Origin of the sequence: Nocardia sp. NPDC023733 (assembly GCF_040639775.1) — a bacterium.
GTDB lineage: Bacteria > Actinomycetota > Actinomycetes > Mycobacteriales > Mycobacteriaceae > Nocardia > Nocardia rosealba.
The window spans coordinates 17473-39627 of the sequence record NZ_JBFAAN010000003.1; the positions used below are offsets into that span (position 1 = coordinate 17473).

A 22155-nucleotide genomic window follows, 5' to 3' on the forward strand; every position below is an offset into this window, starting at 1 on the left:
CGATGCCCGAATCCCCCACCACCCGGGTCGCCGCCGCTTATCAGCGGATCGCCGAGGTCGACAGGCCGGAAGTCTGGATCACATTGCGCCCGCATAGCGAACTCGACGCCGAGGCACGGGAATTGGAGCGAAGGCTCGCCGACGGCGCCGAGCTCCCGTTGGCGGGCCTGCTCCTCGCGGTGAAGGACAACGTCGATGTCGCGGGCCTGCCGACCACCGCCGCGTGCCCCGAGTTCGTCTACATGCCGACCGAAACCGCCTCGGCCGTGCGGCGACTGGCGGACGCGGGCGCACTGATCCTCGGCAAGACCAACCTCGATCAGTTCGCCACCGGCCTGGTCGGCACCCGCAGCCCGTACGGCGCGGTCCGCCATGCCCGGCATCCCGAATTGGTCTCCGGCGGTTCGAGTTCCGGTTCCGCCGTCGCGGTGGCCCTCGGCATCGCCGATATCGCGATCGGCACCGATACGGCCGGTTCGGGCCGTGTCCCGGCCGCCTTCCACGGCATCGTCGGGATCAAAGCGAGTCTCGGCATCATCCCGGCCCACGGCGTGGTCCCGGCCTGCGCCGACTACGACGCCGTCACCGTCTTCGCAAGCACGCTCGACCTCGCCGTCACGGCCGCCGCGATCATGGCAGGCCCGGACGCGCGCGACCCACGCAGCCGCACCTGGCCCGCGGATGTCCCCCTGGCGGGCACCCGAAAACTTGCCATTCCCCACGACCTCAGCCCGCTGAGCACCGAATACCGTGCCGCATTCGCTGAAACAGTTGCGGCCCTGCGCAATCAGGGCGTCCAGGCAACCGAGGTTGACATCACCCCACTACTCGACGCCGCCCGCCTTCTCTACGACGGCGCCATCGTCGCCGAACGCTATGCGGCGGTGGGCGAGTTCATCGACAAGGGCGCTAAGGGCCTCGACAAGACTGTCGCCGGAATCATCAGCGCGGCAAAGCATCTGGATGCCCATGCTTTCGCCACAGACCTCGACACCCTCGCGAACGCCCGCGCACAGGCCAAAGCCCTACTCGCCGACTACGACGGCCTACTCCTGCCGACAACCACCGAACACCCCACCATCGCGGCAGTACAAGCCGATCCGCTGACGATCAACCGCCGCCTCGGCACCTACACCAACTTCTGCAACCTCCTCGACCTCGCCGCCGTCGCCGTCCCCGGCGCCACGACGACCGCCGGCCTCCCGTTCGGCGTGATGGTGGTGGTCCCCACCTTCGCCGATCAGATCGCCGTCGACCTCGCCGCCCTCGTCACCGGCACCACAGCACCCCTCCTGGCGAAAACCGGTGTCCCCCTAGCGGTTTTCGGCGCACACCTGCGCGGCCAACCCCTGCACTGGCAACTCGAGGAACTCGGCGCCCGCTTCGCAGGCGAGATCACCACCAGCGACGCCTACCGCCTCACCGCCCTGGACACCACCCCGCCGAAACCGGGCCTGGTCCGCCACGGCGACGGCCTCGGTGCCCCCATCGCAGGCGAACTGTTCCTGCTCTCCCCGGGCGCACTCGGCCGCTTCCTCGCCGACCTACCCGCACCCATGGCCTTGACGAGCATCGAGTTGTCCGACGGCACAACAGTTGTGGGCTTCGCCTGCACCTACGACGCGGCCGTGGCCGCCACCGACATCACGCGCTATGGATCTTGGCCACGGTATCTGCGGGAACACTGATCCCGAGTTCGGCGAGCAGACCCGTCACGCGACGGCCGATATCGTCACGGATGGGTCGCACCTGCTCCACCTCGAGACCGGCGGGGTCCTCGATGATCCATTCCTCGTAGCGCACGCCGGGAACCAGCGGGCAGGTGTCACCGCAGCCCATGGTGACGATCACGTCGGCGGCGCGGATGATCTCGTCGGTCCACGGCTTGGGGTATTCGCGGGAGATGTCGATCCCCACCTCGGCCATCGCGGCGACCGCCGCCGGATTGAGCTGCCCGCCGGGCACCGAACCGCCCGACCAGGCCACGGCGCGGTTCAGGGCGAGCGCCTCGAAGTAGCCGAGCGCCATCTGGGAACGGCCCGCATTGTGGGTGCACAGGAACAGCACGGTCGGCCGCGGCTTGGCCACCTTGCCTTCGATCTTGGCGACGGCGTTCAGGCGCTGGGCGGCGAACCGCTCGGCCAGCAACGGCAGATACAAGGTCACCGTCGCTCGCGCCGCGAAGTCCTCGTAGGAACTGTGGAGGAACTGGTGGATCGTCGCCGGATCGAACATTGTCGCGAACTCTTCTCGCAACCGTTCTTCGGCACGATCAAGGGCATCGGAGTGCTCGGTTATGTCGACCACTCCTCAACCCTTACCGCACTGTCCACGTAACGCAAACGACCGGGCCGCTCACCCCTCGTCGACCGGCCCGGCCGATATCCTCCTGTGACACCCCATCGGAAGCGGCTTCGGTCGTAGTCTCTCGGTGTGGTTACCGTCGGCAGTTCGTCTTCAGCGTCTGGAAGAGCCACCCTCCGGCTACACCGCCGGGTCCGGCTGATCACCCCTCGAGACCTGCCGGACCCGGTTGCTCCCGGTGCCCGAGAAAAGAATGCGACCTGGGTCTCTAGAGGTTCTTAAGAACAACTTGTCGGTTCTCGGCGAGAATGGAAGGACCGAAGAGATGGAGTACGACGATGGAGACGATGATCGTCTGGTTGCTGGCGAGCCTGCTGTACTGGTTCAGCAACTTCTGACACCGCACAACGGCGCGGAGCCGAACAGCTCCGCGCCCCGACCTGCTCGGGCAGTGAGCAGCGTCACCACCCGGATACCGGAATAGTTCGCGGGGCTCACCGGTTGAACACCACTGTCGGCGTCCGAACAGCCCCGGGCCTCACCCCTTTGTCGCTACGAGCGACCACTCGCCGAGAGGCGCTTGTGGGGCGTCGACACCCTGACCGGATCGCCCCACGCGATCCGTTCGACTCGCGAACGCCGCCAGGTCACCCTCATCGACCTGGCGGCGTTCGTCGTTTCCCGGGTCGCGCCGGTGACCGCGATGCCCGACGATGGTGTCCATGGAGCTGACGCGGGGTCTCGGTCTGCGCGACTGTGTGGTGATCGGGCTCGGCGCCATGATCGGTGCCGGGGTGTTCGCCGCGCTCGGCCCCGCCGCCGGTGCGGCCGGGTCGTGGATGCTGCTCGCCTTGGGCATCGCCGCCGTCGTCGCCTATTGCAATGCCCAGTCCTCGGCCCGGCTGGCCGCGCTCTATCCCGTGTCGGGCGGGACGTATGTGTACGGACGGGAGCGGCTCGGGCCGTTCTGGGGGTATCTGGCCGGCTGGGGGTTCGTGGTCGGGAAGACGGCATCGTGTGCGGCGATGGCATTGACGGTCGGCAGCTACGCGTGGCCCGACCACGCGCACGTGGTCGCGGTGGCGGCGGTGGTCGTCATCACGGGCATCAACTATGTGGGGGTGCAGAAGTCGGCACTGGCCACGCGGGTGATCGTGGGGTCGGTACTCGTCGTGCTCGCGGCTGTCGTGGTGGCCGGGGTCAGTGGAAATCATTCGGCGGCAATTGTTCTCGATGACGAGATCGGCCCGTACGGCGTGCTGCAGGCGGCCGGGCTGCTGTTCTTCGCCTTCGCCGGGTACGCGCGCATCGCGACGCTCGGCGAGGAGGTGCGCGACCCGCAACGCACCATTCCGCGCGCGATCATGCTGGCGCTGGCCGGCGCCCTCGCGGTGTACACGCTGGTGGCGGTGGCCGCCCTGCTGACGCTCGGCTCCGGCGGACTGGCCGCCGCGCACGACCCGCTCGCCCGCGTCGTCGAGGCCGCGGGTGCCGGGTGGCTGGCCCCGGTGGTTCGGGTCGGGGCGGTGCTCGCGGCGGCCGGATCGCTGATGGCGCTGATCCTCGGCGTCTCGCGAACGACACTGGCGATGGCGCGTGACGGGCACCTGCCCGCCACCTTGGCCGCCGTCCATCCGCGCTATTCGGTGCCGCACCACGCCGAACTCGCCGTCGGTGTGGTGGTCGCCGTGCTCGCGGCGACCGTCGATCTGCGCGCCGCCATCGGATTCTCCTCGTTCGCGGTCCTGGCCTACTACCTCGTCGCCAACCTCTCGGCCGCGACGCTGAGCACCGCCGAAATCCGTCCGGCACGGTGGGTTCCGGTGGTCGGTGCGCTCGGCTGTGTGATCGTCGGGTTCTCGCTGCCGCTCGGATCGGTGCTCGCGGGCCTCGCGGTGCTCGCGCTCGGTGCGGCCGTGTACGCGGTGCGGCGGAACATACCCGCGGGTTAGGGGCCTCGCTATACGGGTTACGGTGCCGCAGGCCATCTACCCTCGAACTATGCGAATCAGGGGTGTTCTCGCAGGGGTATTCGTTTCGACACTGGTATCGGCGACGCTGTTCGCCGCCCCGGCCCAGAGCGCACCGCAGGCGAGTTGCGAGGTGACCTCTGCCCGCGACCTGGAACGCGCCGAACCCGAAGCGGTCGGCCTCGATTCGGCGAAACTTACGGAGGCACTACAGTTCGCGGCCACCCGCAACCGGCTCAATGTGCAGGTGTTCCGGCACAACTGCCTCGTCGGCGAGGGCCTGCGCAATCACGAGACGGGCAAGGTGGCGTGGAACATCTGGAGCGTCACCAAATCGGTGACATCCATGCTCGCCGGAATCGCCTCGGACGAAGGCAAACTCGCCATCGACGCACCCATCGACCGCTACCTGCCGCCCGGCCTCGGCGATGCGACGCATCGATCCATCACCGTCGAGCACCTGCTCACCGAGACCTCGGGCATGAAGGTCGGCGTGCTCAGCGAGGGCATCACCGCCGTGGTGCCGGTCGACCCGAACAGCGCCGTGCAGGCGCTGGCCGTCCCGCTGGCCAACCCGCCCGGCGCGGCGTTCAGCTACAGCCAGCGCAATGTCGACTTGCTGTCCTACGTCATCGAATTGGCGGTCGGCGAACCGCTGCAGCAGTTCGCACAGCGCGAGCTGTTCGACCCGCTCGGCATCCCCGCCACCGACTACTACTGGGCGCGTGATCGATCCGGCCACACCTACGGATACGCCCACCTGATGCTGCCGCCCGACGACCTCGCCAAGATCGGCCTGCTCGTCGCCAACGACGGCCGCTGGGGCGCCGAGCAGGTGGTCTCGGCCGACTATCTGCGCAAAGCGCGCACACCGTCGAAGCAGAACCCCTGCTACGGCTACCTGTTCTGGGTGGGCGCCGGCTGCAACGAGTCACCCGAATTCCTGCCGGACAACACCTTTTTCATGTCCGGTCTGGCCCTGCAGAACGTCTTCTTCCTGCCCGAACTGGACATGATGGTGATGTGGACCGGTGCCTTCGGCAACATCACCGCCTACGGCCCGAGCGGCATCCTGGCCCACGCCGAAGAACTCCCCCACGAATTCTTCCGCCGCCTCTTCGCCGCCATCACCGACGCCCCCGTGCCCACCCCCGCGCCGTACGTCGAACCGCCCCTGAACTTCGACCCGAAATCCCTGGTAGACGCCGAAATTCTGTTGGCCGTATTCGGCATCGGCCCCGGTGCCTACCCCGGCTGCACCGTCTTCAACTGCCTCAACCAGCCCCTGGCCGCGCCCTTCGCCAGCATCCCACCGGGCTGCGCCATTCTCGCCTGCGTGGGCAACGATCCCCGAACCCCCGGCATCCGCTGACAAAGCCGGGCCACCTTCGAGGTGACCCGGCTTCGGAAAGTACCCGTCAGCGGTTGTTCAGCAGAACTTCCGCGATCTGAATCGTGTTGAGGGCAGCGCCCTTTCGCAGGTTGTCGCCCGAGATGAACAGGGCGAGACCCCGGCCGTTCGGCACACCCGGATCCTGACGGATACGCCCGACGAGCGAATCGTCCTGGCCCGCGGCAGCCAGCGGAGTCGGCACATCGACCAACCGCACGCCCGGCGCCTTGGCCAGCAACTCCTGCGCCTGCTGCACCGAAATCGGTTCGGCGAATTCGGCATTGATCGACAGCGAGTGACCGGTGAACACCGGTACGCGCACACAGGTGCCGCTCACCAGCAAGTCGGGTAGGCCGAGGATCTTGCGGCTCTCGTTGCGCAGCTTCTGATCTTCGTCGGTCTCGCCCGAGCCGTCGTCCACGAGCGCGCCCGCGAGCGGGATCACGTCGAAGGCGATGGGCGCCACGTACTTGTTCGGGGCGGGGAAGTCGACGGCCGAACCGTCGTGCACCAGCTTCTCGGCGTCGGCGGCCACCGCGCGCACCTGCGAGGCGAGCTCCTCGACACCGGCCAGCCCGGAACCCGACACCGCCTGGTACGACGACACGATCAGACGCTGCAGGCCTGCCACGTCGTGCAGCGGCTTGAGCACCGGCATCGCGGCCATGGTGGTGCAGTTCGGGTTGGCGATGATGCCCTTGGGCAGCGAGCGGGTGGCTTCGGGGTTGACCTCCGAGACCACCAGCGGCACATCGGGATCCTTGCGCCAGGCCGACGAGTTGTCGATGACGGTGACACCGGCGGCCGCGAACCGCGGTGCCTGCACCCGCGACATGGTCGCGCCCGCGGAGAACAGCGCGATGTCGAGACCCGACGGATCGGCGGTCTCGGTGTCTTCGACGACGATCTCGCCGCCGCGCCACGGCAGCGTCTTACCGGCCGAGCGGGCGGAGGCGAAGAAGCGCACTTCGTCGGCCGGGAAGTTGCGCTCCTCGAGTAGCTTGCGCATGACGGCGCCGACCTGACCGGTCGCGCCGACAACACCTACACGTACACCCATGATCAGCGCCCCGTTCCGCCGTGGACGACAGCGTCTTCGTCGCCGCCGAGATCGAAGGCCTTGTGCAGCACCTGCACGGCCTCGTCGAGTTCGGTGTCGCGCACGAGCACCGAGATCCGGATCTCCGAGGTGGAGATCAGATCGATGTTGACGCCCGCGTTGGCCAGCGCCTCACAGAAGGTGGCGGTGACGCCGGGATGCGACTTCATGCCCGCACCGACCAGGGACACCTTGCCGATGTGGTCGTCGTAGAGGACCTGTGCGAAACCGATCTCGTCCTGGCGCTTGGTGAGCATCTCCACCGCGCGGGCGCCGTCGGTCTTGGGCAGGGTGAAGGTGATGTCGGTCTTGCCCGTGTCGACCTTGGAGATGTTCTGCAGCACCATGTCGATGTTGATCTCGGCGTCGGCGACCGCGCGGAACACCTTGGCCGCGTAGCCCGGCTCGTCGGGCAGTGCCACGACGGTCACCTTGGCTTCGCTGCGGTCGTGCGCGACGCCGGTCAGGATTGCCTGCTCCACGGGAATGTCCTCCATCGATCCGAAAACAGTTGTGCCGATCTTGTCGGTGTAGGACGACCGGACATGAACGGGCACGTTGTAGCGGCGCGCGTACTCGACGCAGCGCAACATGAGCACCTTCGAGCCGCAGGCCGCCATCTCGAGCATTTCCTCGTAGGAGATGTTGTCGAGCTTCTGCGCGTCTTTCACGATGCGCGGGTCGGCGCTGAAGATGCCGTCGACGTCGGTGTAGATCTCGCAGACATCGGCCTTCAGCGCCGCGGCCAGGGCGACGGCGGTGGTGTCGGAACCGCCCCGGCCCAGCGTGGTGACGTCTTTGCTGTCCTGGCTCACGCCCTGGAAGCCGGCGACCAGCACGATCTGGCCTTCGTCGAGGGCTTCCTGCAGGCGGCCGGGGGTGACGTCGATGATCTTGGCGTTGCCGTGCGCGCCCGTGGTGATGACACCGGCCTGCGAGCCGGTGAACGAGCGCGCCTCGGCGCCGAGGGTGTGGATGGCCATGGCCACCAACGCGTTCGAGATGCGCTCGCCGGAGGTGAGCAGCATGTCCATCTCGCGAGCAGGTGGCGCGGGGGCCACCTGCTCGGCGAGATCGAGGAGTTCGTCGGTGGTGTCACCCATCGCCGAGCAGACCACGACCACGTCGTGGCCCTGCTTCTTGGTCTCCACGATCCGTTCAGCGACGCGCCGGATCCGCTCGGCGGTAGCCACCGAGGATCCTCCGTACTTCTGAACAACGAGAGCCACAGCAAGGTCCTTCGCGATCGGGTATCAGTTCGGTATCAGGGACCTAGAGTACCGGCCGCCGGTCCCGTGATCTGCCGCTACCTCCCTGACCTGTGCAAAACGACACAGGCTCGTCACCTGTGCACAATCTCGGCGATCAGGCCCGCTCGAACCAGGTGACCTGGGCGCCGTTCCCGTAGACCTCGCGCCGCACGGCGGTGAAACTTGTCGGTTGGAAGACGCCGCCGAAGGCCGGAATGCCGTCGCCCGCGACCACCGGATAGCTCTTGACGATCATCTCGTCGATCTCTTCGAGGAGTTGACTCGCCAGTTTCCCGCCGCCGCACAACCAGATGTCCAGGCCTTCCTGTTGCTTGAGTCCGCGCACGAATTCCGCCGCGTCGCCGGAGACGACCTCGACGTTCGGGTGGTCGACCTCGAGCGTCGAGGAGAAGACGTACTGCTTCAGGTGCGCGAAGGGGTCGACCGCACCGAGGAGCAGCCCCGGTTCATAGGTGCCGCGGCCCATCAGCACCGTGTCCCAGCGCTTGTTCGGCGCATCGACGTCCATGCCGACGTGGGCGCGCAGATGGGTGGGAATGGAATCGGGGAATTCCGCTCCGAGGGCGGCCTCGTACTCCGGGGTGACCGGGTAGAAGTCGACTTCACCGCCGGGACCTGCGATGTAGCCGTCGAGGGTGACGCCGATGTAGTAGACGAGCTTTCGCATGGGTACCGCCTCAGTCGTTGTACTATGAGTGAAGTGGTTAAAACGTAGTACTACAGACGGAGTGGTGTCAAGTGCGAAGTAATCCCGAACGTCGACAAGCCCTGCTCGACGCCGCCATCGAGGTCCTCGCCGCCGAAGGCGCCCGCGGCCTCACCTTCCGCGCCGTCGACAAACAGGCGAGCGTGCCCGCCGGAACCGCCTCCAACTACTTCGCCAACCGCGACGAACTGCTCACCCAGGCGGGCAGCCGCTTCTACGAGGTGGTCCAGCCGACCGAGGAGACACTCGCCCTGGTCAGCGAGGGCCCCAAAACGGTCGAGAACATCACCGCGCTGATGAAAGAGGTCGTCGGCAGGCTCGAATCGCACCGCACCGCCTACCTCGCGCTGCTCGAATTACGCCTCGAAGCGACCCGTCGTCCGGAGCTGCGCAAGGTGCTCACCGAACGGGTCGGCGCGGATCTGGAATTCAATGTCCGCAATCACCTGGCGTCGGGTCAGCCGGGCGACGAAGCCTCCGTACTACTGCTGTACCTGGCGCTGAACTGGCTGATCCTCGAACACCTAACCCTCCCAGGGGTGTTCACCGAGCAACAGAGTTCGCAGCTGATCGAAATCGCCGTCGAGCGGGCAATTCGCGGCTGACCCGGTCGTTTGTCCAGACCATAGACGTGTTGACGATCACTGGTACAACTGTGCACAATCGGGCGCGAGAGACAGCGGGGGTTCGGAGGACAGGCAAGATGCGCTCGAAGATCGACATCCGTTTCACCGTTGAGGCTCATATCGACCAAGTCATGGATGCACTACTTGCCGTCGACCGCATGGCGGAATGGTCGCCGTCCTACAGCGATGTCCGGATGGGGCCGCCCGACGCCGACGGCAGGCCACGACGGGTCTTCGTCGCCGCCCGCATCATGGGAGACATCGACACCCAGGTCCTGGAATATCACTGGGAACCGAACCGGGTGTCCTGGGAGGTCGTCGACAGCAGTCGCGGGTCCAAGGGCGGCGGCTCGTTCGAGCTGTTCGAGGCGGGCGAAGTCACCGAGGTCGATCTGCACGTGGAACTGCGCTACCCGCTGCCCATCCCCGGCATCCTGTTCAACCGCACCTTGCGCAAGGAGAACGAGGAAGCGGTCGCGAATTTCATCGACTTCGCCGAGCGTTTTCCCGAGAACGAGGGCTACGCCGTCGGCTGAGTAGCGCGCCGCCTCGGCTCCGAGGTGACACGATAGGCCAATGATCGGAAAACCACGGGCCAGATTCCAGCCCGTGACCGAGGGCAGCTCGGTCACCCAGCTCGAACTGTTCTTCGACCTGGTGATCGTCTTCGCGTTCACGATGGTCACCGACCTGGCCGCCGACAACACCTCGGCCGTGAACATGCTGCGCGCCCTGCTGGTGCTCGCGCTCATGTGGTGGTTGTGGATCGCCTATTCGTGGCTGGGCAATGTGGTGCGCGCCGACGAGGGCATCGCCCGAGTGGGCATGTTCGTCGCCATGGGCGGTGCGTTCCTGGCGGCACTCACCATCCCCGAGGCGTTCGTCGACCTGCCCGGCGGCTGGTACGGGCCGCTCGTCTTCGCCATCGCATACCTGGTCGTGCGGTTGGTGCATGTCGTCATCTTCTGGACGGTTAGCCGCGACGATCCCAAGCTGCGCGGGCAGTTGCTGCGCTGGGCGCTCGGGTCGATCACGGTCGGCACCGCACTGCTGGTGATCGCCGCGACCACCTCCGGTCTCGCGCAGATTCTGCTCTGGCTCGCCGCGATCGTCGGCGACATGGTCTGGACGGCGGTGGCGGGCACGGATTGGCGGATCAACTCGGCCAAGCATTTCGCCGAACGGTACGGGCTGATCGTCATCGTCGCGCTGGGTGAGTCGATCGTGTCCATCGGCATCGGCGTGGCCGGGTTGCCGATCTCGTGGCCGATCACGGTGGCCTCCATGCTCGGGCTGACGGTGTCGGGTCTGCTGTGGTGGCTGTACTTCGACGTGGCCGCCATCTCGATGGAAGAGGGGCTGGCGAACGCGAAGGGCTCGGCGCAGATCAAGATCGCCCAGTTCAGCTACACCTACGGGCACTTCCCGATGATCGCCGGTGTCATCGCGCTCTCGCTGGGGCTGAAGAAGGTGCTGTACTACGTGGGCGACTCCTCGCACCATCAACTCACCGATCCGCTCTACGGCATTCCGCTCGGCGCGCTCTACGCCGGGCCAGCGGTGTTCCTGCTGGCGGTCGTCGGCGCGAAATACGCTGCGGTGCGGCAGTTCTCGACCGCCCGAGTGCTGGTGGCAGCCCTACTGTTCGCGCTGATCCCGGTCGCCGCGCAACTGCCCGCGCTCGTCTCCCTCGGCCTGCTGTGCGCGATCCTCGCCGCGCCGGTGATCTGGGAGACGGTGCACTATGCGCGCAGGCGCGACGAGATCAGGCACGCTTGATCTGCGAGAGATGATGGCGCACACCGTGTTCGGTGGGTGTGGCGCCGCGCTGTGAGGGCGGCACCCGCACGCCGGCGCGCACGGCCTCGTTGATCTGGTCGAGGTTCTCGCGCAGCATGTCGGCGACCAGTTCGTCGGTGCGCGGATCGTCGAGCAACTGGTTGAGCATGCGGTACACCGTGTCGGCGACGAGCCGGATGATGTCGTCGTGGAACGGCACGTAGCGCAGCTTGCCGGTCTGCGGGTCGTTCTTGATGAGATCGACGATGAGCTGGTCGATCTCGGCGTGGTTCTCCTCGAGCGCGGCGGCGATGTTCTTGGTGTAGTGGCCCGCGCGCAGCACATTGGAGACCTCGTCGAGGATCGCGACGGTCATCGGGCGGCGGATCACGTCGACGATGGTGCCGACGAACCGGTTGACGATCTTGGCCGTCACCCGCTCACCGAACGCCCGGTCGGCCACCCGGCCGAGCCGGATCAGGATCACCACGATCCGCAGCAACCGGAAGCCACGGAAGATCGGGCTGGTCACCGGGATCATGCCGAGCACTTCGTACCAGTAGACGAACGGGAACGTCCACGGCCAGCCCGCTCGCCGCCAGCGCCACAGGAACTCGATCGCGAAGATGCCGCAGATGGTCCAGTCGGCCACCACGATCGCGTGATAGGTCTTGCCCGACACCGGGAAGAAGGTGATCCAGGCGACCAGCACCACCGACACGATCGCCAGGACGAGCATGAAGATGTCCAGGCGCAGCGACGGCGTTGTGGTTCGCACGTCCTGTACCTCGACCGGTTCGATCCCCGGTGACGCCAACTCGACCGCTCCTGTGGTTCCGGCGGCTGACGCCGCTACTCGGCCCGCCCGATCGGCGGCAAGTACTTTGCCCACGCTAATTGGTTGCGGCGCCGTCCGAGTGGGCTTCGGCGCGTGTCAGCCGCGCAGGATCGCCTCGATATTGCGTTCGGCCAGCGCCGTGATGGTCAGTGACGGGTTGACGGTGGCGGTGCTGCCGGGAATCGCGGCACCGTCCATCACGTACAGCCCAGGGTGTCCGTGTACCCGGCCGTAGGCGTCGGTGGCCTTGCCGAGCACGGCGCCGCCCAGCGGGTGCGCGGTGAACTCGGCGTTGGCGTCGTAGCCGAGGGCACCGTATTCGGCCAGCGCGCCGGCCCGGTCGGCGATCCGGCGGTCGACGGTGCGTGCCGCGTGGACCACGGCATCCTGGGTGGCGGTGGGCCAGGTGAGGCCGACACCGCCGGTAGCCGGGTGGTAGCCGAAACGGGCGCGGGTCGGGTCGAGCACCATGCCGAGCGAGGCGAGCGCGCCGGTCTCGAAGGGGATGCCGGGGATGTACCAGTTCTCGAGTGTCAACGGCATCGTCGACTCGTCGTAGATGCGGCTCGCGCTCGGCACACCCTGACCGAAACCGGCCAGACCGCTGGCACCGCGGGCCAGGACCACGTCACCGTTGGTGCCCCAGCCGTCGCCGATGTGCTCGTTGAGATTGGGCAGCGCGCCGGTGGCCTGGGCGCGCACCAGCAGTTCGGAGGTGCCGACGGAACCGGCGCCGAGGAACAACTTGTCACAGGTCAAGGTGCGGGTGCCGAGCTGCGCGCCGGACGGGGCCAGTTTCGTCACGGTGACCACGAACTTGCCGCCGGCTTCCTGGGCGATGCTGTCGACCCGGTGACCGGGGTACACCCGTGAACGGCCGGTCTGCTCGGCGTAGCGCAGGTAGTTCTGGTTCAGGTCGAATTTGGCGCCGTTGGAATTGCCCAGGTTGGACCGGGCGACGGTGGCCGACGGACGCGAGCCGCCTGCCAGCTCGGCGCGCAGCACGTCCCAGGTGAAGATCGAGTCGTTGGGCACCGGCTGGTACCCCGCCGCGCGTACCTGATCGTCCCAGGCGCGGGAGTGCGTGAACGGCTGGGACTGGTAGATGTCACCGGGCATGGGGTCCAGGCGCAGCATCTGGCGGACCCTCGGGAAGTACACCCGCTCCAGTTCCCCGTAGTCGACGACACCGCCGAAGACCTGGTCGAAGAGCCTGCGCTCGGGAGCGACCATCGCGCCGGTGAAGATCACCGAACCGCCGCCGACGGCCGCCGCCCGCCACACGTCGATACCCGCGTACTCGGTGACATCGAGGACACCGCCGAAGGCGCCGAAACTCATCGGCACCTTGGTGACGCCGGTGAAGCTGGTGCGATGCCAGAACCCGCGCCCGTCGGGCAGGTCGTCGCCGGTGAAGATCTCGCGCCACGGGTCGTTGGGCCAGCGCGAACCACGCTCGAGCACGGTGTTGTCGATGCCGGCCTCGGCCAGGCGCAACGCGGTGACGGCCGCGCCGAAACCGGAGCCGATGACGATGGCGCTCGTGTGCGCGGGCGCGTCCGGAACCGGGGCGAAGATCTCGGGAACCCATGATTCGAACATCGCCGAACGCGGGTCGGCGTGCGCGGACGTGCCCGTCAGGGTCGATCCGACAGTCCCGGCGAGCGTCGCCAGTCCCGCCGCCTTGAAGAAGGCACGTCTGTGCACCAGGCCACCTCCCTCATCACGCATGGCCGAGCGCAGAATACCGCGCAACTTCCGAATCGACCCCGCTAGTGGCCGGATTTGTCACCGATCACCAGGAGGCGCCCATGTCAGGTCGTCAACAGGCGGATCACGGCGATGGAACCGACGACGACGATCACCGCGCGCAGCACATTCGGCGGCAACTTGCGGCCGACCTTCGCGCCGAGCTGACCGCCGATGATCGAGCCGACCGCGATCAGCGCCACCGCCTGCCAATTCACATCGGCGATCACGATGAAGATCACCGCCGACACCGCGTTCACGATCAGCGCGAGCACGTTCTTCACCGCGTTGAGCCGCTGGATGTCCTCGTGCACGAACACACCGAGCAGGCCGAGCAGCAGCACGCCCTGCGCCGCGCCGAAGTAGCCGCCGTAGATGCCCGTGCCGAACACCGCGACCAACAGGATCGGGCCGCCGTGCGCGGGTGCGGGCGCGCCCTCCCCACGACGGCGTTTCACCCAGGCCGCCAGCCGCGGCTGCACGATCACCAGGACCAACGCGGCGATGATGAGCACCGGAACGACGGCCTTGAACGCCGATTCGGGCATGGTCAGCAGCAGCACCGCGCCGGTGATACCGCCGAACAGCGATGCGGTGCCGAGCTGCAGCAGTCGCGACCGCTGCCCGACCAGTTCCCGCCGGTACCCGATCACCCCGCTCACCGAGCCGGGGACGAGGCCGATGGTGTTCGAGACGTTGGCGGTGACCGGTGGCAAACCGAACGCCAACAGTGCGGGGAAGGTGATGAGCGTGCCGGACCCGACGATGGTGTTGATGCCACCCGCCGCGATTCCGGCCGCGAAAACGGCCAATTGCTGTAACCAAGTCATACGAATTCCTTTGTGACGTCTCGTCGTGCGCGAAGGCACGTACAAGCGCTGGGATCCCTCGAACCGTACCGGTCGGCCGGTGCGGTGCGGATCCGCACACCTATTTCCGCAGGCCGCTTACCAGCGGGGGCGGGCGCACGGTAAGCTCGGGGCATCATGCAGCGGGCACTTCTTCTCGGCCGCCGCGACGGGTTCTGATACGGACCGGCTCCCGTCGCGGGGTTCCAACGCGCCGGTCGACCCGCTCCCATCAGGGAATCCACCACACCCACGGAGAAACTTGCATGTCCTCGGCTGACGCATTCGTATCCGCTTCGCGCACCATCACGGCCCCCAGCAAACCTGCCCCGGCCGACCAGCCCGGTTGGAACAACCAGAAGAACTCCTCGATGCCGGCCTTCCGGTACCGCCCGTACGCCGAGGAGGTCGAGCCGATCACGCTGCCCGACCGCACCTGGCCGGACAAGATCATCGACCGCGCGCCCGCGTGGTGCGCCGTCGACCTGCGCGACGGCAACCAGGCCCTCATCGACCCGATGAGCCCCGCCCGCAAGCGTCGCATGTTCGACCTGCTGGTCCGGATGGGTTACAAGGAGATCGAGGTCGGCTTCCCGGCCGCCAGCCAGACCGATTTCGATTTCGTCCGCGAGATCATCGAAGACGGCGCCATCCCCGCCGACGTCACCATCCAGGTGCTCACCCAGTGCCGCCCCGAGCTGATCGAGCGCACCTTCGAGGCGTGCAACGGCGCACCGAACGTGATCGTGCACTTCTACAACTCCACTTCGATCCTGCAGCGCCGGGTCGTGTTCCGCGCCGACCGCGACGCGGTGAAGAAGATCGCCACCGACGCCGCCGCGCTGTGCCTGGAGATCGAGAAGCGCTACCCCGACACCGAATGGCGCTACGAGTACAGCCCGGAGTCCTACACCGGCACCGAGCTGGACTACGCGCGCGAGGTGTGCGACGCGGTCTCCGAGATCATCGCGCCCACCCCCACCAAGCCGCTGATCATCAACCTGCCCGCGACCGTCGAGATGGCCACACCGAATGTGTACGCCGACTCGATCGAGTGGATGCACCGCAACCTGGCCCGCCGCGACTCCATCGTGCTGTCGCTGCACCCGCACAACGACCGCGGCACCGCCGTCGCGGCCGCCGAGCTGGGCTACCAGGCCGGTGCCGACCGCATCGAGGGCTGCCTGTTCGGCAACGGTGAGCGCACCGGCAACGTCTGCCTGGTGACCCTGGGCATGAACATGTTCTCCCGTGGCATCGACCCGCAGATCAACTTCTCCGACATCGACGAGATCCGTCGCACGGTGGAGTACTGCAACCAGCTGGCCGTCGCCGAGCGCCACCCCTACGGCGGCGACCTGGTCTACACCGCGTTCTCCGGCAGCCACCAGGACGCCATCAACAAGGGCCTGGACGCGATGAAGGCCACCGCCGACGCGCAGAACGCCGACGTGGCCGACATCGTCTGGGAGGTCCCGTACCTGCCGATCGACCCGAAGGACGTCGGCCGCACCTACGAGGCCGTGATCCGGGTGAACTCGCAGTCCGGCAAGGGCGGCGTTGCCTACATCATGAAGACCGATCACGGGCTGGTGCTGCCGCGCCGCCTGCAGATCGAGTTCTCGCAGGCCATCCAGGCGATCACCGACGGTGAGGGCGGCGAGGTGACGCCCAAGGAGATGTGGGACGTCTTCGCCACGGAGTACCTGAATCCGATTCTGCCGCTGGAACGCATCAAACAGACGGTTACTGCGGCCGAGACCGATGGTGGGGTGGACTCCATCGTCGCGACGGTGAAGGTCGATGGGGTCGAGCAGGAGATCAGCGGGTCGGGTAACGGGCCGTTGGCTGCCTTCGTCGATGCTCTGGCGACTGTTGGTTACGACGTGCGGGTGCTGGATTACAGCGAGCATGCGATGTCGGCTGGTGACGATGCTCAGGCTGCTGCGTATGTCGAGGTGGCTGTGGGTGACAAGGTTGTGTGGGGTGTGGGTATTGCTACCTCTATTACGACTGCGTCGCTGCGCGCGGTCGTCTCGGCTGTGAACCGGGCTGCCAACCGCTGAGAACACCATCGGGGCCGGGCAGCGTACGCGTTGCCCGGCCTTTGGTGTTTTGGCGCTGGAGCTGCCTAGCGCACTGCAGGCCGTGCGGAACCTTCGCTGAGCTGGGCTCATGCACCCTCACTACTGCCCGTCGGCCTGCTGCCACTAGCGCGCGAAGATTAGCCGCGTGCTAGCGTTTTGGTGCACATTCAGCACCGAGCTTCCTGCTCGAACAGATCGAGCAAGTGGGGGAACTGTGACCGACAACGACCATAATCCGACTTCTCCGCCCTGGCTGCAGAGTCCGTCGGCTGATACGGCCGACGCTGCGTCCGGTCCCTCCGGGGTGCAGACGGTGCGCGACGACGACAACGATGCCGTCGAGGCCGCTGCCGAGCCGGCGGCCGAGAGCACCGACAAGCCCGATGAGCAGCCGCCTGCCGAGGCGGAGGTCGGGATCTCCGAGCAGACTGTTTTCCAACCGGGCGGGTTCGTGCCCGGACCTTTTGCGCAGAACACGTTTTCGGTGCCCGACCCGTATCAGAGCGGTGGCGCGCATCCGGTGGCGAACGGGCCGGAGCAGCAGCCGTGGCCAGGTCAGCCGGGTCAGTACCCGACGGGTGAGCAGCCGTATCCCGGTGCGCCGCCGCAGCATCCGGGCCAGGAACCGCAGGCCGGGTTCGAGCAGCCGCAGTTCCCGGGGCAGCAGTTCCCGGGCCAGGAGCAGCCGCAGTTCCCGGGACAGGAACCGGTCGCGCCGCAGGGCCCGCAGTCGGAGCCGATCTACAGCTGGGCCCCGCCGCCCCCGCCGATGTACCAGCCGCCCATGCAGGGTGGGATGCCGCCGGGTCCGCCGCCGGGTGAGTTCGGCCAGCCGGGCCAGATGCCGTCCGGTGAATTCGGGCAGCCGGGCCAGATGCCGGGTCAACCGCAACCTGGCGAGTTCGGTCAGCCGGGCCAACCGCCGCCGGGTGAATTCGGTGGGCAGCCGATGCAGCCGCAGGGGCAGTTCCCCGGTGGCGCGCCGATGGGAGCGCCGGGGCAGCAGTGGGGTGCACCGCAGCAGCAGCCGTTCCAGCCGCAGCACATGACGCAGCCCGGGCAGCCGGGGCATTCGGTCAACGATCTGAATCTGCTTAAGCGGGCGCGTAAGTCGCCGCGCAGCGGGTGGCGCAAGGCCGTGCACAAGGTGTCCGGCGGTGTCATCAATCCGGGTGAGTCGGCGGCCGACGTGGTGCATCGCGATCTCGTCGAGCGCGTGAATCAGCCGGTACGCGGCGACTACCGGATCGCGATCCTCTCGCTCAAGGGTGGTGTCGGCAAGACGACGACCACCGTCGGCCTCGGTTCCACCTTCGCGTCCCAGCGTGGTGACCGCGTGATCGCCATCGACGCCAACCCCGACCTCGGCACCCTCGCCCACCGGGTGCCGCGCCAGACCCGTTCGACGGTGCGCAACCTGCTCGAGGACCAGAGCATCACCCGCTACTCGGATGTGCGTGCGCACACCTCGCAGGCGCCGAGCCGGCTGGAAGTGCTTGCGTCCGAGCAGGACCCGGCCGTGTCGGAGGCGTTCAGCGAGGCCGATTACCGCAAGGCGATCGGCATCCTGCAGTCGTTCTACAACATCATCCTCACCGACTGCGGCACCGGTCTGATGCACTCGGCGATGGCCGGTGTGCTGGACATGGCGAGCTCGCTGGTGCTGGTCACCTCGCCCGCGATCGACGGTGCGCGCAGCGCGTCGGCGACGCTGGACTGGCTCGACCACCACGGTTACTCCAAGCTGGTCGAACGCACGGTCGTGGTGGTGAACGCGTCGCGGCGCGGCGCCTCGACGGTCGACCTGGACCAGCTGCGCAAGCTGTTCCTCGACCGCACCCGCGCGGTGCAGGTCGTCCCGTTCGACGACCACCTGGCCGAGGGCGCCGAGATCGACCTCGAACTGGTGAGCAAGCCGACCCGGCGCGCCCTGCTGGAGCTGGCCGCGATGGTCGCCGACGATTTCGGCTACCACGGTCAGCAGCAGTTCCAGCCGGGTATGCAGGCCCAGTTCCAGACCGGGCAGTTCCAGCCGGGCCAGTACCAGCACGGTCAGTTCTGACGTAGTCGGCCGGCGTGGCCTCGCCACGTCGGCCGTCGCACCGCACAGGCCGGTTCGATGCGCGCCTGTCGAGTCGACCGGCCTCAGCGAGTCAGCACGTCCGCTGCGGCTGCCTCGAAAGCCGCGAGCACCGTGGCGATCGCCGGACGGCGATGCGCCTGCGGCCGGGTGACGATCTCGTACACCCGCGCCGCCCGCACCCCGTCGAGCCGCAGCACCGTCAGGTCCGGGTGGGCGACGGCGAATCGTGGCATCAGCGCGACGCCGTAGCCCGAGGCGACCACGGTCTCGATCACCCGGAACTCGTTGAGCCGCTGGGCGATCCGTGGCCGCACCCCGGTGACGGTGGCGATGGAGTTGAGCACGTCGTCGACCGGGAACCCACCACGCACGCTCACCCAGGTCTCGTCGGCCAGTTCCTCGGGCCGCACCGAATCACGGTTCGCCAGAGGGTGATCCGCCGCGACGACCACATCGATCGGTTCGCGCATGAGTACCCGCGCGGCGAGTCGTGGCCCGGCCAGCGAGGGTGCGCGTTCGTCGCGGTGGGTGAGCACGATGTCGTAGTCGGCGAGCAGCTTCCACGCTTCGCTCGGCGGCAGATCCTCGTCGCCCGCGACGAGTTCCACACCGCTGCCGGCGAGTGCGGTGAGCACCGGCGGCAGCAGCAGGGCGGCACCGGACGGGAACGACGCCACCCGCACCTGACCACGCGGCGACCCGCGATAGTGGGCCATCTCCGCCACGGCCCGGTCCATGGCGGCGAGCACGTCGTCCGCGCGGAGCACGAGAGCCTGCCCGGCGTCGGTGAGCCGCACCCGCCTGCCGTCCGGCTCGAGCAGGGCGACGCCCGCTTCCCGGGCGAGCACCTTCAATTGCTGCGACACCGCCGAGGGTGTCATCGACAACGCCTCGGCCACCGCGGCGACGGTGCCGCGCTCGGCGAGTTCCCGCAGAATCCGCAACCGGTCGACCGAAAACATGAAGTAAATCTACTTCATTCATGCACTTTAATTCGATTGTCCTGATGATTAGCCGACCGCACGATAGACCACGTGACCACCCGTGACCGCCTGCTCGGCCTGACCGTCGTCGTCCTGTGGGGCCTGAACTTCCTGGCCATCCGCATCGGCCTCGACCACTTCCCGCCGTTCTTCTTCGCCGCCCTGCGCTTCGCTGTCATCGCGCTGCCGGTGCTCGTGTTCATCCCCCGCCCGACCGTGCCGACACGCTGGCTGCTGCTCTACGGCGCCGGTTTCGGTATCGCGCAGTTCGCGTTCCTGTTCACCGCCATGCACCTCGGCATGCCGACCGGCCTGGCCTCACTGGTCCTGCAGTCCTCGGCGCCGTTCACCGTCGTGCTCGGCGCGGTACTGCTGCGCGAACGGTTGCGGCCGGTGCAGATCGCGGGCCTGGTGGTGGCCGTGCTCGGGATGACGGTCATCGGCGCCGACCGCATGGCCCATGCCACCCTGCTCCCGGTCCTGCTCACCCTCGCGGGCGGTCTCGGCTGGGCGTTCGGCAATATCGGCGCCCGTAAGGCAGGTGCCGACTCCCCCGGCTTCGACCCGCTGCATCTGACCCTGTGGATGTCGGTGGTGCCGGTGCTGCCGCTGCTCGCCCTGTCGATGGCCGTCGAGGGCCCGACGACCGGTTTCGCGGCGCTCGGCTCGGCCTTCGCCACCGAAACCGGCCCGCCCGCGCTGGTCGCGGTGGCCTACATCGCGATCCTGGCCACCGTCTGCGGTTCCGGACTGTGGACGTACCTGATGAGCCGCTATCCGGCCGGTACCGTGGCCCCGCTGTCGCTGCTCGTCCCGGTCGTCGGCATCGCCGCGGCGTGGCACGTGCTGGACGAACAACCTACGGCCGCAGCACTTTTCGGTGGTGTGATCGTCATCGCGGGAGCCTTCGCGGCGACCACCGCCAAGGCCCTTCCGGCGCCGATCAGCAGTCCGCAACCGCTCCCGGTGGATGCCGCGGTGGGTCAGTCCCTGCGCCCGCCGAGCGCACGCACGATCGGGAACGAGGCGAGATAGCCGAGCACACACAGCACCACCACGACGCCCAGCCCGATCAACGCCACATTCCGCGCGGTGTTGTCGGGGGCGGCCGGGGTCGGTGGCACGGCCAGCTGCACCTGGCGTCCCTCCGCGCTCGACGGCTTCTTCACCAGCGGCGTCGTGGTGTCGACATCGTGGGTGAGCGCGGCGACGGGGTCGATGGTGCCGAACCCGCCGTAGGGGTTCCAGCCCTCCGGGGTGGAGTGGGTGGTCGCTTGGATGCGATGAATCACCTGGGCGGCGGTCAGGTGCGGGAACCGGGCCCGCACCAGCGCGGCCACCCCGGCGACATACGGTGCGGCGAACGAGGTACCCGCGATATTGCTGTCGCCCTGGTTGGTGACGGTCGCGTACGCGAGCCCACCGCTGTTGGGATCCAGCGACACGATCTGCTCACCGGGCGCCGACACCCCGACCCACGGGCCGGGCACGGTGAACGACGAGGGCTGCCCGTTGAGGTCGACCGAACCGACCGACAGCACGTATTCGTCGTACCAGGCGGGGGTCACGGCGGTGGCCAGCGAATCCCACGGGTCCGCGCCGGGTTTGAGCGGGTTGATCCCCGGATTGCCGGTGCAGGCCTTGTTGTCGCTGTTGCCTGCCGAGGCGATGATGACCGCGTCTTTCACCGTCGCCGCGTAAGCGACGGCCGCACCGAGCTTGCGGTCGTTCATCGTCGGTGAGCCGCACGCGACTTCGGAGATGTTGATGACGGTGGCGCCCATATTGGCCGCGTGCACCACGGCCTCCGACAGGCTCGACACATTGCCGACGCCGCCGCCGTTCTTGGGGTCGTTCGGGTCGACCTCGCGGCCCTTGGGCCGGTACGCGCTCGACGACTGCCTGATCCCGATGATCTGCGCCTCCGGTGCGACACCGGAGAAGCCGTCCGTCGAGGACGGTTGACCGGCGATGATGCCCGCCACGAAGGTGCCGTGAGCATCGCAGTCGACGGTGCCGTCGCTGTCGGCGACATAGTCACCGCCGCCGATGATGTTCGGCAACCGCGGATGGCGGGCGACGCCGGTGTCGATCACCGCGACGGTCTGTCCCGCGCCACGGCTGAACTGCCAGGCCGGTTCGAGACCGAGGAATTTCTGGGCCGGTGGGGTGGAGGTCGACGGGCTGGTCCGCGTGCTCGTGCAAGGGTTCGCCGCTTCCACCTCGGTATACGGCTTGGGCGCCCCGTCGCCCGGCAGGGCCGAGGCGTCGATGGCAGGCGGCCGGGCCGCGGCGGCGGTCGGCGTGCCGATACTCACCGAACAGCCGACGATCCCCGCGACGAGAACAACCCGTGTTACTACGTTGTGCGCCCGCCGGCGCCCCCACCAATTCCCACGCACTGCGGCATTGTCGCACA

General features: G+C 67.7%; 18 protein-coding genes. 9 read left to right on the plus strand and 9 right to left on the minus strand.

Features of this window, described 5'->3' with window-relative positions:
• Positions 1–2: 2 nt before the first annotated feature.
• Positions 3–1688 carry an allophanate hydrolase gene (gene atzF, locus AB0F86_RS15545; RefSeq protein WP_356984514.1) on the plus strand — a complete coding sequence of 562 codons (1686 nt, stop codon included), beginning with the start codon at positions 3–5 and terminating at the stop codon, positions 1686–1688.
• On the opposite strand, the gene AB0F86_RS15550 is transcribed toward atzF, so the two are convergent.
• Positions 1645–2307 (minus strand): arsenate reductase ArsC, encoded by a 663-nt coding sequence (locus tag AB0F86_RS15550; RefSeq protein WP_067640448.1) that lies wholly within the window; start codon positions 2305–2307, stop codon positions 1645–1647. The two genes, atzF and AB0F86_RS15550, sit on opposite strands and share 44 nt — an antisense overlap.
• Positions 2308–3017: 710 nt before the next feature.
• On the opposite strand from AB0F86_RS15550, the gene AB0F86_RS15555 reads away from it, so the two are divergent.
• Positions 3018–4256 (plus strand): amino acid permease, encoded by a 1239-nt coding sequence (locus tag AB0F86_RS15555; protein WP_356984516.1) that lies wholly within the window; start codon positions 3018–3020, stop codon positions 4254–4256.
• Positions 4257–4305: 49 nt separating this feature from the next.
• Positions 4306–5646 carry a serine hydrolase gene (locus AB0F86_RS15560; RefSeq protein WP_356984518.1) on the plus strand — a complete coding sequence of 447 codons (1341 nt, stop codon included), beginning with the start codon at positions 4306–4308 and terminating at the stop codon, positions 5644–5646.
• Between the two features lie 46 nt (positions 5647–5692).
• Here AB0F86_RS15560 and AB0F86_RS15565 read toward each other — a convergent pair whose 3' ends face one another.
• The 3 genes from AB0F86_RS15565 to AB0F86_RS15575 form a co-directional block, all read right to left on the minus strand.
• Positions 5693–6727, minus strand: a complete 1035-nt coding sequence (locus tag AB0F86_RS15565; RefSeq protein ID WP_225281449.1) for an aspartate-semialdehyde dehydrogenase — start codon at positions 6725–6727, stop codon at positions 5693–5695.
• A gap of 2 nt (positions 6728–6729) precedes the next feature.
• On the minus strand, positions 6730–7995 hold the full coding sequence (locus AB0F86_RS15570) for an aspartate kinase (protein WP_067494539.1): 1266 nt from the start codon (positions 7993–7995) through the stop codon (positions 6730–6732).
• A 136-nt stretch (positions 7996–8131) separates the two neighbouring features.
• Positions 8132–8704 carry a dihydrofolate reductase family protein gene (locus AB0F86_RS15575; RefSeq protein ID WP_356984520.1) on the minus strand — a complete coding sequence of 191 codons (573 nt, stop codon included), beginning with the start codon at positions 8702–8704 and terminating at the stop codon, positions 8132–8134.
• Between the two features lie 71 nt (positions 8705–8775).
• Between AB0F86_RS15575 and AB0F86_RS15580 the strand changes: the two genes are divergently transcribed.
• The 3 genes from AB0F86_RS15580 (at position 8776) to AB0F86_RS15590 (ending at position 11148) form a co-directional block, all read left to right on the plus strand.
• Complete coding sequence (locus tag AB0F86_RS15580; RefSeq protein ID WP_356984522.1) at positions 8776–9348, plus strand: TetR family transcriptional regulator; 573 nt, start codon at positions 8776–8778, stop codon at positions 9346–9348.
• A 98-nt stretch (positions 9349–9446) separates the two neighbouring features.
• Complete coding sequence (locus tag AB0F86_RS15585; protein ID WP_225281452.1) at positions 9447–9905, plus strand: SRPBCC family protein; 459 nt, start codon at positions 9447–9449, stop codon at positions 9903–9905.
• Positions 9906–9945: 40 nt separating this feature from the next.
• Positions 9946–11148 (plus strand): low temperature requirement protein A, encoded by a 1203-nt coding sequence (locus tag AB0F86_RS15590; protein ID WP_356984524.1) that lies wholly within the window; start codon positions 9946–9948, stop codon positions 11146–11148.
• Here the strand turns inward: AB0F86_RS15590 and AB0F86_RS15595 are convergent.
• The 3 genes from AB0F86_RS15595 to AB0F86_RS15605 form a co-directional block, all read right to left on the minus strand.
• Positions 11135–11926 (minus strand): ion transporter, encoded by a 792-nt coding sequence (locus tag AB0F86_RS15595; protein ID WP_225281454.1) that lies wholly within the window; start codon positions 11924–11926, stop codon positions 11135–11137. The two genes, AB0F86_RS15590 and AB0F86_RS15595, sit on opposite strands and share 14 nt — an antisense overlap.
• A 156-nt stretch (positions 11927–12082) precedes the next feature.
• Complete coding sequence (locus AB0F86_RS15600; RefSeq protein WP_356984526.1) at positions 12083–13693, minus strand: GMC oxidoreductase; 1611 nt, start codon at positions 13691–13693, stop codon at positions 12083–12085.
• Positions 13694–13800: 107 nt separating this feature from the next.
• Positions 13801–14565 carry a sulfite exporter TauE/SafE family protein gene (locus tag AB0F86_RS15605; RefSeq protein WP_356984528.1) on the minus strand — a complete coding sequence of 255 codons (765 nt, stop codon included), beginning with the start codon at positions 14563–14565 and terminating at the stop codon, positions 13801–13803.
• A gap of 284 nt (positions 14566–14849) precedes the next feature.
• Here AB0F86_RS15605 and leuA point away from each other — a divergent pair, with 284 nt between their 5' ends.
• The gene (leuA, locus tag AB0F86_RS15610; protein ID WP_356984529.1) at positions 14850–16649 is read left to right on the plus strand and encodes a 2-isopropylmalate synthase; all 1800 of its coding nucleotides are present in this window, start codon (positions 14850–14852) and stop codon (positions 16647–16649) included.
• Between the two features lie 325 nt (positions 16650–16974).
• Positions 16975–18732 carry an AAA family ATPase gene (locus AB0F86_RS15615; protein ID WP_356984778.1) on the plus strand — a complete coding sequence of 586 codons (1758 nt, stop codon included), beginning with the start codon at positions 16975–16977 and terminating at the stop codon, positions 18730–18732.
• Positions 18733–18815: 83 nt separating this feature from the next.
• Here AB0F86_RS15615 and AB0F86_RS15620 read toward each other — a convergent pair whose 3' ends face one another.
• Complete coding sequence (locus AB0F86_RS15620) at positions 18816–19715, minus strand: LysR family transcriptional regulator (protein WP_356984531.1); 900 nt, start codon at positions 19713–19715, stop codon at positions 18816–18818.
• Between the two features lie 72 nt (positions 19716–19787).
• Between AB0F86_RS15620 and AB0F86_RS15625 the strand changes: the two genes are divergently transcribed.
• Positions 19788–20771, plus strand: coding sequence for an EamA family transporter (locus tag AB0F86_RS15625; RefSeq protein WP_356984533.1), 984 nt, complete (start codon positions 19788–19790; stop codon positions 20769–20771).
• On the opposite strand, the gene mycP is transcribed toward AB0F86_RS15625, so the two are convergent.
• Positions 20720–22054 (minus strand): type VII secretion-associated serine protease mycosin, encoded by a 1335-nt coding sequence (mycP, locus tag AB0F86_RS15630; protein WP_225281201.1) that lies wholly within the window; start codon positions 22052–22054, stop codon positions 20720–20722. The genes AB0F86_RS15625 and mycP overlap by 52 nt on opposite strands.
• Positions 22055–22155: the final 101 nt, after the last annotated feature.